This window comes from Alistipes sp. AF14-19, assembly GCF_003461645.1.
Classification (GTDB): Bacteria; Bacteroidota; Bacteroidia; order Bacteroidales; family Rikenellaceae; genus Alistipes; species Alistipes shahii.
In genome coordinates this window covers 142215-155733 of record NZ_QTXM01000004.1, presented here as the reverse complement: position 1 = coordinate 155733, position 13519 = coordinate 142215, and the positions used below count along the sequence as shown (strand labels likewise).

The window sequence follows — 13519 nt, the reverse complement described above, 5'->3', positions numbered from 1 at the left end:
ATGTTAAAGGTAAAAAATCTGCACGCCTCGGTCGACGGCAAGGAGATTCTCCGGGGCATCGACCTCGAAGTCAGGGCCGGTGAGGTGCATGCCATCATGGGGCCTAACGGCTCGGGCAAGTCGACGCTGGCGTCGGTGCTGGCGGGCAATGAGAAATTCACCGTCACCGAAGGGTCGGCCGAGTTTCTGGGCCGCGACCTGCTGTCGATGCCCATCGAGGACCGGGCGCGGCTGGGGCTGTTCCTGGGCTTCCAGTATCCGGTGGAGATCCCGGGCGTCACGATGGCTAATTTTATGAAGCTGGCCGTCAACGAGCAGCGCAAGTTCCGCGGCGAGGAGCCGCTTTCGGCCGCCGAATTCCTGAAACTCATGCGCGAGAAGAGCGCCGTGGTGGAACTCTCGTCGAAACTCACCTCGCGGGCCGTGAACGAAGGCTTCTCGGGCGGCGAGAAGAAGAAGAACGAGATTTTCCAGATGGCGATGCTCGATCCGAAGCTGGCGATCCTGGACGAGACCGACTCGGGGCTCGACATCGACGCCCTGCGCATCGTCGCCACGGGCGTCACCAAACTCCACCGGGCGGACAACGCCACGGTGGTCATCACCCACTACCAGCGTCTGCTGGATTACATCGTGCCCGATGTGGTGCATGTGCTCTACAAGGGCCGCATCATCCATTCGGGCGACAAGTCGCTGGCCCTCAAGCTCGAAAAAGAGGGGTACGACTGGCTGATCAACGAATACGACAAGTGATGGAGACGATTCCCGACATCATCCGCGGGTTCCGCGCGGCGGACGGCGAGGTGCTCCGCATCGCCGGGGCCGAGGCCGAACCCTTTGCGGCGGTCGATCCCCGGCATCTGCGCGTGGAGGCCGCGGCGGGCGCTTCGGCGCGGATCGTCGTGCTGCATACCGCACCCGACGTGTCGTCGCTGACGCTGACGCTGGCCGAAGGGGCGCAGCTGGAGCTGACCGAACTGTTCACGGCCGAGGCGTTCGCCGAGGTCTCGGTGAAGCAGGCCGCCCGCAGCCGCTGCCGCCTGACGACGGCGCTGCTGTCGAGCGCCAACGCTTCGTACCGCATCGACCTCGACGGTGCGGATGCCGAAAACGAGCTGGGCGGGGTGTTCCTCGCCGCGGGCAATGAGCACTGCGTGGTGAAACTTCGCACGGGACACAATGTCGCCGATTGTCGCAGCAATTCCTACATCAAAGGTGTTGCCGGCGGGCAGGCTGTCGGGGAGTTCTGCGGACTGGTCTACGTCGCTCCCGACGCCCAGCGCACCGACGCCCGCCAGCAGAGCCGCAACATCCTGCTGAGCGAGACGGCCCGCATCACGACCCAGCCGCAGTTGGAGATTTACGCCGACGACGTGAAATGCTCGCACGGCGCGACGGTGGGGCAGATGGATGCCGAGGCGATACTTTACATGCGCCAGCGCGGTTTGAGCGAAGCCCAGGCCCGGCGGTTGCAGATCGAAGGATTCGTCGGCGACGTGGTGACCCGCTGCGGCATCGAGCCGTTGTGCGGGGCGATCCTGGAACGGGCCGCGGCGAAAATCGAAACCCTGTGAGAAATGTTCGACGTTGAAAAAATACGGGAGGAGTTCCCGATCCTGCACCGCGAAGTCTACGGCAAGCCGCTGGTTTACCTCGACAGCGGGGCTACGGCCCAGAAACCCCGGACGGTGATCGAGACGGTCGATCGCCTTCACCGGGAGCTGAACGCCAACATTCACCGCGGGGTGCATTTCCTCTCGGAGGAGGCGACGGTGTTGTATGAAGCCGCCCGGGAGCGGATCGCTGCGTTCGTCGGGGCGGCCGAAAAGGAGGAGATCGTCTTCACGGCGGGCGCCACGGCGTCGCTCAACACGGTGGCTTACGCCTGGGGCGACGCCTTCGTCGGAGCGGGGGACAACATCCTCGTCAGCGAGATGGAGCACCACTCGAACATCGTGCCGTGGCAGATGCTGGCCGAACGCAAGGGGGCCGAAATCCGCGTGCTGCCGTTCGACGAGGCGGGAGCGCTGCGCACGGACCTCCTGCCGTCGCTCGTGGACGAACGTACGCGCGTGGTGGCCGTCACGCAGGCGTCCAACACGCTCGGCACGCGGCCCGACCTGCGGACGGTGGTCGAAGCGGCGCATGCCGTCGGGGCCGTTGTCGTTGTCGACGGCTGTCAGGGCGTGGTTCACGGCGGGGTCGATGTCCGGGCGATGGACTGCGACTTCTACGCCTTCTCGGGCCACAAACTCTACGGGCCGACGGGAATCGGCGTGCTGTACGGCAAGCGCGAACTGCTGGAACGGATGCCGCCGTTCATGGGCGGCGGCGACATGGTCGACACGGTGACGTTCGCGAAGACCACCTATGCCCCCGTGCCGCTGAAATTCGAGGCCGGAACGGCCAATTTCGTGGGCGCCATCGGACTGGGCGAGGCGGTGAAGTTCATGCAGCGGTTCGACCCTGCGGAGATCGAAGCCCACGAGGAGACGCTGCTGCGCCGCGCCACGGAGCGGCTGGAGGGGATCGGCGGACTGCGGATTTACGGCACGGCGCCCGGCAAGTGCGCCATTCTCTCGTTCAATGTCGAGGGGGTGCATCCCTATGATATGGGGATGATTCTCGACAAGCTGGGCATTGCGGTCCGCACGGGCCAGCACTGCGCCGAGCCGGTGATGGACCACTACGGGACGACGGGCATGTGCCGGGCCTCGTTCGCACTGTACAATACGCTTGCGGAGGCCGATGCGCTGGCCGCCGGGGTCGAACGGGCCGTGAAGATGCTGCGCAACTGAAAATTAAAAACTACTACCTATGTTCATCGTACTCGAAGGCTTGGACGGAGCGGGCAAGTCGACCCAGATCCGGATGTTGCGCCAGTTGCTCGCAGAACGTGGCGTGGAGAGCGAATACGTTCATTTTCCGCGTTTCGATGCGCCGGTCTACGGCGAACTGATCGCCCGCTTCCTGCGCGGCGAATTCGGCGGCGTGAACGAAGTCGACCCCTATCTGGTGGCCCTGCTCTTCGCGGGCGACCGGGCGGCGGCCGGCCCGCAGATCCGGGCGTGGATCGCCGAAGGCAAAGCCGTGGTCCTCGACCGTTACGTCTATTCGAACGTGGGTTTCCAGTGTGCGAAACTACCTGCCGGCGAGCGGCGCGACCGCCTCGCGCAGTGGATTCTGGACCTGGAATTCGGTTACAACGACCTGCCGCGCCCCGATCTGTCGCTGTTCCTCGACGTGCCGTTCGCCTTCACCGAACGAAAGCTCACGGAGGTCCGCGAGGGAGACGACCGCGACTACCTGCAAGGCAGCCGGGACATTCACGAAGACGCTCTCGACCTGCAACGGCGCGTGCGCGAGGTGTACCTCGCCGCCGCGGCGAAGGACGATTCGCTGCGTGTGGTCGATTGCAGCGATCCGTCGGGGGCGATGGGTTCGCCCGAACATAATTTCGAAAAAATACGGGCCGTGCTGGCCCCGATACTCGACGCGCGATGAGAAAGACCCGGACTTTCAAAATCGCGGCCAACGTCTGCCGGCTGATCCTCGCCTGCACGTTCATCGTTTCGGGTTTCACGAAGGTGATAGATCCGTGGGGCACGGCGCTGAAGGTCAACGAGTACCTTTCGATCTACGGACTCGACTACCTGCAGCCCGGGGCGATGGTCTTTTCGATCTGGCTGTGCGGCGCGGAGCTGATGATGGGCTGCATGCTGCTGTTCAAGGTCCGTATCCGGCTGATTTCGATCTTCGCCGTGCTGTCGATGGTTTTCTTCACGCTGCTGACGCTGTTGAGCGCCACGCTCATCCCCGTCGAGGACTGCGGGTGCTTCGGCGAGGCGCTGAAACTTACCCCGTGGGAGACTTTCGTCAAGAACGTCGTGCTGCTGCCGATGGCCTTCGTGGTGTGGTGGCGTTACCGGCCCGACAAGATTTTCGCCTTCAAACCGCTGGAGATCGTGCTTACCTGCACGTTCTTCTTTCTGGCGATGTACCTCGGCTATTACTGTTACATTCACCTGCCGCTCGTGGATTTCCTGCCCTATAAGGTCGGGGTCAATATCCGCGAGGCGATGCAGGCTCCCATCGTCGAGCCGGGCGAGTCGGAAACCGTGCTGGTCTACCGCAACAGGCGGACGGGCCGCGAGCGCGAGTTCTCGCTGGAAGACACCGAGTGGCAGGATGCCGAAAAATGGGAGTGGGTCGACACCCGCACCACGAGCGAAGTCCCGGCCGTGAGACCTCTTGTGAGCGAATTCGCCCTGCGCGACGCCGAGGGCGACGCCACGGAGGAGGTGCTGACGATGCCGGGGCGGGTTTACATGCTCTGCGTCACGGCTTTCGACCGCCTGCCGCGTTCGTGCGCACGGCGCATGGCCCGGCTTGCGGAGCGCGCCCGTGAGGAGGGTGCGCACGTGGTCTGCCTGACGCCCGATCCGCTTTACGGCGTCACGTGGCACGAGTTCGGCACGGTGGAGGTGCGGTGCTACAACATCGACGCCTCGACGATGAAAACCATGCTCCGCGCCGATAACGGGCTTGTCGTGCTGGACGACGGAACCATCACCTCTAAAAAGAACTGTCGCGATATTCGTCCGTAGGGGCATCCTGCGGGACGCTGGTATGAAAGTTGACGCCGGAAACGGTGTCAACTTTTTTCGTATGCGAATCATCCCCATTTTAGCGATCGCCCTGCTTGCCGGGGCGTGTTCCCGTAAGACGCCCGCACCTGCGGTGGTACGCCCCGTGAAGGTGGCGACGGCTGCCGGCGCGGGACTTATCGACAAGGATTTCGCCGGCATGGCTACTCCCGACGACGCTGTGAACCTCGCCTTCAAGGTGGCGGGGCAGGTCCTCGACGTGCCCGTTTCGCAGGGCGCGGGCGTGAAGAAGGGGGAGCTGCTCGCCGAACTCGACCCCCGGGACATCGAGTTGCAGGTCGCGGCGACCCGCTCGGCCTTCGAGGAGACCCGCTCGCAGCAGCAGCGCATGCAGCGGCTGCTGGAGCACGAGGCGGTGTCGCGGCAGGAGGCCGAAGCGGCCGCGACGCGCTATGCGCAGGCCCGCTCGACCTACGAGAACACCCTCGACCTGCTGAAGGACACCCGCCTGAAGGCCCCGTTCGCCGGGGTCGTCGAGCGCAAGTACGTCGATAATTTCGAACGCGTGCAGGCCGGACAGCCGATTCTCCGGCTGGTCAATCCCGTCACCTCGACCGTCCAGTTCACGCTGCCCGAAAACGCGCTGCCGCTGTTGCGGGACAGCTCCACGCGCTTTACCGTCGCGTTCGACAACTACCGGGGCGCGGCCATTCCGGCCCGCCTGAAAGAGTATGTCGAAACCTCGTCCGACGCCTCGGGATTCCCCGTGTCGCTGACTCTCGAAAACCCCGATCCGGCCCGTTACCGCATCTCGCCCGGCATGTCGTGCACGATCACCATGTTGAGCGCCGATCCCGTTCCCGATGCCGTGTCGCTGCCCGTTTCGGCCGTCTACGCCCCGGCCGGGGGCGGGACCTACGTCTGGATCGTCGGCGCGGGCGACCGCGTCATGCGCCGCGAGGTGACGCTCGGGGAGCTGTTCGGCCGCGACCGGGTGGTCGTCGACAGCGGTGTCGCGCCCGGCGAACGGGTCGTCACGGCGGGCGTTTACCAGCTGCGCGAGGGCGAACGGGTCCGGATCTTAAACTGACGCCGCCATGAACCTGCCCGAATATTCGCTGCGCAGCGCCAAGGTGATCTGGTTCTTCCTCGCCGTGCTGCTGGCGGGAGGCGCCCTGGGGTTCGCCACGCTGGGCAAGAAGGAGGATGCGGTCTTCGTCATCAAGTCGGCGTCGCTCGTCTGCTCCTATCCGGGGGCCACGCCGCAGCAGGTCGAGGAGCTTGTCACTGAACCCATCGAACGCGAGGTGCAGTCGATGCGCCGCGTGCATAAAATCACTTCGGAATCCTATTACGGGCTTTCGAAGATACAGGTCGAACTGGACCCGGCCACACCCGCCGCCGAAATTCCGCAACTGTGGGACGAACTGCGCCGCAAGGTGCTCAACGTCCAGCCGCGCCTGCCCGCGGGGGCTTCGGCGGTGACCGTCGCCGACGATTTCGGCGACGTGTACGGCATCTACTACGGGCTTTCGGTCGACGGAGGCTTCACCTGGTCCGAACTGCGCGACTGGGCGCAGCGGCTCAAAACGGCGCTCGTGACGGTCGACGGCGTGCAGAAGGTGGCCCTTTACGGCGAACAGACGCCCGTGGTGAACGTCTATGTCAGCATGGCGACGCTGGCCAATTTCGCCATCCGTCCCGAAACCATCGTCGCGACCATCGGCCAGCAGAATTCCATCGTCGACAGCGGTGAGAAGCAGGCCGGAAAACTCCAGATACAGATTCTCGAGGACGGGACCTACAAGACGCTCGACGACCTTTCGGACCAGCTGCTGATCTCCTCTTCGGGCAAACAGTACCGCCTGGGCGACATCGCCCGCGTCGAGCGGGGCTACGCCGAGCCGCCGCAGACGATGATGCGCGTCGACGGCCGCCGCGCCGTGGGCATCGGCGTCTCGACCGAGGAGGGCGTCGACGTGGTGAAGACCGGTGCGGAGATCGAATCCCTGCTGGCTTCGCTCACGCGGCAGATGCCGCTGGGCATGGAGCTGACGGTGCTCTATCCCGAGAACCGCATCGCCCGGGAGGCCAATTCCACGTTCATTCTCAACCTCGCCGAGTCGGTTGCGATCGTCATTCTGATCATCATGCTCGTCATGGGCTTCCGCGCCGGGGTGCTGATCGGCAGTTCGCTGCTCTTTTCGATCGGCGGCACGCTGCTCCTGATGCAGTTTCTGGGCGAGGGGCTGAACCGCACCTCGCTGGCCGGTTTCATCATCGCGATGGGCATGCTCGTCGACAACGCCATCGTCGTCACCGACAATGCACAACAGGCCATGCTGCGGGGCGCGGCACGCCGCACGGCCGTTGTCGAGGGAGCCAACGCCCCGCGGTGGAGCCTGCTGGGGGCCACGCTGATCGCCATATTCTCGTTTCTGCCGCTGTACCTCGCCCCCTCGTCGGTGGCCGAGATCGTCAAGCCGCTGTTCGTCGTGCTGGCTCTCTCGCTGCTGTTGAGCTGGGTGCTGGCCCTGACGCAGACGCCGCTGTTCGGCAATTTCATGCTCAAGGTGAAACCTGTCGCCGGCGATCCCTACGACACGCGCTTCTACCGCGCCTTCGACCGCCTGCTGGCCGCCCTGCTGCGGTGGCGGTGGGCCGTCACGGCGACGGTCGCGGGGCTGTTCGTCCTGTCGCTGGTCGTCATGGGGCTGATGCCCCAGAACTTCTTTCCGTCGCTCGACAAACCTTATTTCCGGGCCGACGTGCTGCTGCCCGACGGGTATAATATCCGCGATACGGAGCGTAATCTGCTCGCCATGGAGGAGTGGCTGCGCGCGCAGCCCGAGGTGAAGACCGTCTCGATGACGCTCGGGTCGACGCCGCCGCGTTACTATCTGGCCAGCAGTAGCATTTCGTTGCGTCCCAATTTCGGCAACATCCTCGTCGAACTGCACGACAAGCGGCAGACCGAGGCCGTCGAGGAGCGTTTCAACGCCTATGTCACCGCGAATTTTCCCGACGTGTGGCTGCGCTCGTCGCTCTTCAAGCTCTCGCCCGTGCCTGACGCGGCCATCGAATTCGGCTTCATCGGCGACGACGTCGACACGCTGCGCCGTCTCGCGGCCCGGGCCGAAGAGGTGATGTGGCGCACCCCCGGAGCCGTAAACATCCGCAACGGCTGGGGCAACCGCGTGCCGATGTGGCAGCCGGTCTACTCGCAGATGAAGGGCCAGCGCATCGGTATCACCCGCAGCCAGATGGCCCGCGGCATCACCATCGCCACGCAGGGATACACGCTGGGCGAATACCGCGAGGGCGACCAGTTCATGCCGATCCTTCTGAAAGACGAGAACATCGGTTCGTATAACCTGACCAATTTGCAGGCCCTGCCGATCTTCAATCCTTCGGGCAAGGTCTTTTCGATTGAGCAGGCGACCGACGGATTCCGTTTCGATTTCCGGCCGGGCGTCATCAAGCGTTTCAACCGCCAGCGGGTGATGAAGGCCCAATGCGACCCGGGCCGCGGGGTCAACACCATGCAGTTGTTCGCCGCGCTGCGCGATTCGGTGGACCGCGCCGTGGTGCTTCCCGAGGGCTACTCGATGAAGGTCTTCGGCGAGCAGGAGAGCCAGCAGGAGTCCAACGAGGCGCTGGCCGAATACATGCCGCTGACGCTGGTGCTCATCCTCATCGTCCTGCTGCTGCTGCTGCGCAACTACCGCGAGCCGGTCGTCATTCTACTGATGATCCCCCTGATCTTCATCGGCGTGGTGCTGGGACTGGCCGTCACGGGCAAGGTGTTCAACTTTTTCTCCCTGCTGGGGTTGCTGGGACTCGTCGGCATGAACATCAAGAACGCCGTGGTGCTCGTCGAGCAGATCGGCGTGCTGCGGGCCGCGGGCAAAGACCCCTACGAGGCCCTGACCTCTGCGACGCGCAGCCGTATCGTCCCGGTGGCGATGGCCTCGGGAACGACCATTCTGGGCATGCTGCCGCTGTTGTTCGACTCGATGTTCGGCGCGATGGCCGCCACGATCATGGGCGGACTGCTGGTCGCCACGCTGCTGACGGTCTGCGTCCTGCCGGTGGTCTACGCGCTGTTCTACAATATCCGCAAGCCATGAAGATAACAGTTTCGATAATCGCCCTTTGGCTCTGCGTCCCGGCGCTGGGGCAGACCTCGCTCGCCGACTACCGCGCTGCCGTCGCCGATTACAGCTGGCAGCTGAAGATCGCCGCCTCGAAGAGCGATGCGGCGGCCGAGACGGCGGGGCAGGCCCGTACGGGCTACTTGCCGCGGCTCGCGATGGACGGCAGTTTCACGGCGACCGTGCGCCATTTCGACGGCGTGGAACGCTGGACGTTCAGCCTCCTGCCGCAGCTGGTGCAGACCGTCTACGGCGGCGGTGCGGTGCGGGCCGCGGCCCGGCAGGCCGAACTGGGCTACGGCATCGCGCTGTGCGACGAGGAGTTTTCGCGCCTCGACGTGCGCTATGCCGCCGACTACGCCTACTGGAACCTCTCGGCCGTGGAACTCTATGCCGCCTCGATGCGGCAGTATGTCGCGATCATCCGTTCGCTCAAGGAGGTCGTCGACCGCCGCTTTTCGGAGGGCTATATCGCCAAGGGCGACGTGCTGATGATCGACGCACGGTTGAGCGAGGCCGAATACTCGCTCGTGAGCGCCGAGCAGAGTTACGAGGTCGCGCTCCATAACTTCAACATCCTCCGCGGAACCGACGCCGCGCTCGGCGTACAGCTCGCGCAGGGCATCCGCGACTCGCTGCCGATGCCCGGACGGGTCGTGGCGGCCGAGGCGCTGGAGCGGCGTCCCGACTATGCCGCCGCACGGCTGCGCTCGGAGCAGGCCGAGGCGGGAATCCGGGCCGTCCGCGCGCCGTTCAATCCGCAGTTGAGCGTGGGTGTCGGCGGCATGTGGCAGCCCTATTACCCCAACAGCACGGGGGCGACCTACGTCGACGGATCGGCTTTCGTGAAACTCTCCGTGCCGATCTTCCACTGGGGCGAACGCCGCCGGGCCGTGGGGGCCGCGCGCGCCGTGCAGTTGCAGCAGGAGTGGAACGCCGCGCTCGTGCACGACGACATCGTGCGCGAGGAGATGAACGGCTGGACGGCCCTCGTGCAGAGCCGCGCGCAGGTCGACGCCTCGGAAGAGAGCCTCCGCATCGCGGGCGAGAACCTCTCCATCAGCACCTATTCCTACGGCGAAGGCCTGGCGACGATCCTCGACGTCCTGCAAGCCCAGTTGAGCTGGATTCAGCTCTATTCGAACGCCATCCGGGCGCATTACAACTATGCCGTGGCGGTGTCGGACTACCAGCGCATCACGGCGCAATAGAAAAACGGCGGAGAATCTCTCCGCCGTTTTTTCCTGCCGCCGGGCGTTCTACGCCTTCGCCGGCTGGGTGCTGACCACCGCGATTTCGCGCGACACGGGTGCGATCCTGCGCAGCATCTGCACCATGCCGCAGTACTTTTCGTGTGTCAGTTCCAGTGCGCGGCCGACCTTCGCCTGGTCGTCTTCGGAGCTGCATTCGACGTTGTAAACCACATGGAACGAGCGGTATACGCTTTCGGATTGAACCGTCTCGGCGGATAAATCGCCCGAATAGCTGATTTCGAAGCGTTTGGGCGTGATGCGCTCTTTCTGCATGATCATCAGCGCCGTCTGGGCGGAGCATTGCGCCGCGGCGTAGAGCATCAGGGTCTTGGGATTCATCGCGTCGCATCCGGTGCCGTTTTCGGTCCGGAATTTCCCGTTTCCGGACATCTGTAAAGTTACTTTTTCAATCATGGATTTCGGTTTTTGTGTTCAACAATAACCCGGGGGCAAATTCCGTTCCTTTGGTAGTGTGCGGATGGGCAAAAATTCGTATATTTGCCCGTATTTAGTGAAACAATGCATATGCGAAAATTCCGGATTTCATTGCTGACCCTTGCCCTTGCGGCGTGCGCCTTCGGCGCGCAGGCTGCCGGGCCTGAAATAGAGACCCTCGCGGGGCGCGCCCGCGACCTGTTCGATTACGGCCGCTGGAGCGACGCCCGGCAGGAATTCCTGCGCGTCAGGGCGGCGCTGACGCCTTCGGACCGCCTGCTGGCCCAGGAGGCGGATTTTTACCTGGCCGCCTGCGCCGTGGAGCTGGGCAGCCCCGATGCCGAAGGGGCCTTGCGCGAATTCGCGGAGCGTTATCCCGAATCGGTCTACGCCAATGACGTGCGTTTCGCGCTCGGTTCGTTCTACTGCGCCGCGGGGAACATGGAAAAGGCCCGCGAGGCTTTCGAGCAGACCGATTACAAGGCGTTGAGCGCGCCGCGCCGCGAGCAGTACGACATCCGCATGGGCTACGTCGCGTTCGCCGGGGGCGACTACCGGAAGGCGTACGACTATTTCGACCGCATCGGCAGCCGCAGCGAATACGTCGATCACGCCCGTTACTACAAGGCCTATATCGACTACGCCGAAGGGCGTTACGGCCGTGCGAAGCAGGCCTTCACGGCGCTTCTGCGCAGCGACGCCTACCGCGACGTGGTTCCCTACTACCTCATGCAGATCGAGTTCCGCGAGGGCAACTACCGCTATGTGGTCGAAAACGGCGAGACGCTGGCCCGCCGGGCCGTTCCCGAGCGGCGCGCCGAGCTGGAGCGCGTGGTCGCCGAATCGTGGTTCCGGCTGGAGGATTTCAACAGGACGCTGGAGCACCTCGCGGCTTTCCGGAAGGCCGGCGGGGAGATGGACCGCGACGCCAGCTACCTGGAGGGCTTCTCGCTCTACCGCACGGCCCGCTATGCGGAGGCCGCGGAGTGGCTGCGCAAGGCGTGCGGCGCCGAAGACGCGCTGACGCAGAACGCCTCCTACCACCTGGCCGACTGTTACCTGCGCGCCGGGGACAAGGAGTCGGCGATGCAGGCTTTCGCGATGGCTTCCGACGAGTCGCTCGACGCGACGGTGGCCGAGGACGCGCTGTTCAACTACGCCAAATTGCAGTACGAACTGGGCGGCGGCGCCTTCAACGGCGCGATCAACGTGCTGACGCGCTATGTCGAACGCTATCCTTCGTCGCCGCGCGCGGAGGAGGCCCGTGCGCTGCTGATCGCCGCTTACTACAACTCCCGCGACTACGATGCCGCGTACAGGGCCATCAAACAGATGCCCTCGGGCGACGCCGACATCCGCGCGGCGTTGCAGAAGATCACCTATTTCCGCGCTCTGGAGGCCTACAAGGCGGGCGACATGCGTGCGGCGCAGCGTTACCTCACGGAATCCGCCGCGGTGAACGTCAGCCCCAAGTACACCGCGCTGAATGCCTTCTGGCAGGGTGAAATCGCCTTCGCACAGGGCGACTACCCGGTGGCGGCGGCCAAATACAACGCCTACCTGAAGCGTGCGCCCCGCACCGAGCGGGAGTATGCGCTGGCGTGGTACAATCTCGGTTACTGCGCCTTCGACCGCAACGACCTGGGGCAGGCGCAGGCTTCGTTCCGAAAGTTCCTCGCCGCCTGGTCGCCGCGCGACCGTTACCGCGCCGACGCCTACAACCGGTTGGGCGACGCGGCCTATTCCGACCGCCGTTTCGAGGAGGCCGTGGGGGAGTATGACAAAGCCATCGCCCTGGCGACGCCCGAACAGCAGTACGCCCGCTACAAACGGGCCGTGACGCTCGGCATCCTGGGCCGCACGGACCAGAAGCAGCAGGCCCTGCGGCAGATCGCCGCTTCGGGCGGCGACTATGCCGACGAAGCCTCCTACGAGCTGGGACGCAGCTACATCGCGCAGGAGAAGTATGCCGAGGGCGCCGCGCAGCTCGAAAAGTTCGTGGCCGCCTATCCGTCGTCGCCGCGCTGCACGCAGGCGCTATCCGACCTCGGGCTGGCCTACCTGAATCTGGGCGACAAGCAAAAGTCGCTCAAGTATTACGATCGGGTGATCGGGGCGTCGCCCCACTCCTCGGAAGCCAGGGGCGCGATGCAGTCGATCCGCGAGATCTACGTTTCGCAGGGCGACGCCGACGCCTATTTCGACTACGCCGCCAAGGCCGGACTGGAGAGCGACCTGACGGCCCTTTCGCGCGACTCGCTGTCGTTCGCCGCGGCACAGAAACTCTACCTCGACGGACAGCAGGAGGCTGCCGCGAAGTCGCTGCGCAGCTATGTGCAGAGCTATCCGAAGGGGTATTACCTGACCGACGCGCTCTACTATTTGAGCGACTGCTACCTCCGCTCGGGCGAGCGCGGGGAGGCCATCGAGACGCTCACGGCGCTCGCCGACCGGGGGACGACCCAGTACACGGTCGCCGTGCTGGAGAAGCTCTCCGAGATGACTTATGCCGACGAACGCTGGGACGAGGCCGCCTCGGCCTACCGCCGGCTTTACGACGCCGCGCCGACCAAAACGGGCCGCGAGGAGGCCATGAAGGGTTATGTGCGTGCGACGGTGGCCGGGGGCGACGGGGCGAAGATCGCCGCGATGGCCGCCGACGTCTGCGGGCACGACGATGCGGGGGCCGCGGCGCTCCGCGAAGCGAAGTACGCCTGGGCCGGGCAACTGCGCGCCGAAGGCCGCCGCGACGAGGCCGTGAAGCTCTACCGCGAACTGGCGAAGGACGTGCGCACGAAAGAGGGTTCCGAGGCTGCCTATTACGTGATTGAATCCACGTTCGGGAGCGGCGACATGGACAAGACCGAAAAGGAGGTCTTCGCCTTCTCCGAACGGGAGCCGCAGGCCTACTGGCTGGCCAAGGCCTTTATCCTGCTGGGCGACGTGTATGTGAAGAAAGGGGATAATTTCCAGGCCCGGGCAACGTGGCAGAGTGTCGCCGACGGTTATTCGCCTGCCGACGACGGCATCGTGGACGAAGCGAAGGCGCGAATCGCAAAACTCAACTGAC

General features: G+C 64.6%; 10 protein-coding genes. 9 read left to right on the top strand and 1 reads right to left on the bottom strand.

Annotated elements, in window-relative coordinates; all coding sequences use genetic code 11:
• From sufC to DWW03_RS05770, 8 genes are all read left to right on the top strand, one after another.
• On the top strand, positions 1–753 hold the full coding sequence (gene sufC, locus DWW03_RS05805) for a Fe-S cluster assembly ATPase SufC (RefSeq protein ID WP_022062370.1): 753 nt from the start codon (positions 1–3) through the stop codon (positions 751–753).
• Complete coding sequence (locus tag DWW03_RS05800; protein WP_022062371.1) at positions 753–1574, top strand: SufD family Fe-S cluster assembly protein; 822 nt, start codon at positions 753–755, stop codon at positions 1572–1574. The genes sufC and DWW03_RS05800 overlap by 1 nt, the downstream gene beginning before the upstream one ends.
• A gap of 3 nt (positions 1575–1577) precedes the next feature.
• Complete coding sequence (locus DWW03_RS05795; protein WP_118406475.1) at positions 1578–2798, top strand: SufS family cysteine desulfurase; 1221 nt, start codon at positions 1578–1580, stop codon at positions 2796–2798.
• Positions 2799–2817: 19 nt separating this feature from the next.
• Entirely contained in the window at positions 2818–3504 is a 687-nt protein-coding gene (locus DWW03_RS05790) for a dTMP kinase (RefSeq protein WP_015546591.1), read from the top strand.
• Positions 3501–4607, top strand: a complete 1107-nt coding sequence (locus tag DWW03_RS05785) for a BT_3928 family protein (RefSeq protein ID WP_118406474.1) — start codon at positions 3501–3503, stop codon at positions 4605–4607. Before DWW03_RS05790 ends, DWW03_RS05785 begins: the two co-directional genes overlap by 4 nt.
• A 61-nt stretch (positions 4608–4668) precedes the next feature.
• Entirely contained in the window at positions 4669–5697 is a 1029-nt protein-coding gene (locus DWW03_RS05780; RefSeq protein WP_118406473.1) for an efflux RND transporter periplasmic adaptor subunit, read from the top strand.
• 7 nt (positions 5698–5704) lie between these two features.
• Positions 5705–8737 carry an efflux RND transporter permease subunit gene (locus DWW03_RS05775; RefSeq protein WP_118406472.1) on the top strand — a complete coding sequence of 1011 codons (3033 nt, stop codon included), beginning with the start codon at positions 5705–5707 and terminating at the stop codon, positions 8735–8737.
• Entirely contained in the window at positions 8734–9972 is a 1239-nt protein-coding gene (locus DWW03_RS05770) for a TolC family protein (RefSeq protein WP_118406471.1), read from the top strand. Before DWW03_RS05775 ends, DWW03_RS05770 begins: the two co-directional genes overlap by 4 nt.
• A 48-nt stretch (positions 9973–10020) precedes the next feature.
• Here DWW03_RS05770 and DWW03_RS05765 read toward each other — a convergent pair whose 3' ends face one another.
• A complete protein-coding gene (locus tag DWW03_RS05765) occupies positions 10021–10428 on the bottom strand; it encodes an OsmC family protein (RefSeq protein WP_118406470.1) in 408 nt (135 codons plus the stop codon).
• Between the two features lie 111 nt (positions 10429–10539).
• On the opposite strand from DWW03_RS05765, the gene DWW03_RS05760 reads away from it, so the two are divergent.
• Positions 10540–13518, top strand: a complete 2979-nt coding sequence (locus tag DWW03_RS05760) for a tetratricopeptide repeat protein (protein WP_118406492.1) — start codon at positions 10540–10542, stop codon at positions 13516–13518.
• Position 13519 lies beyond the last annotated feature (1 nt).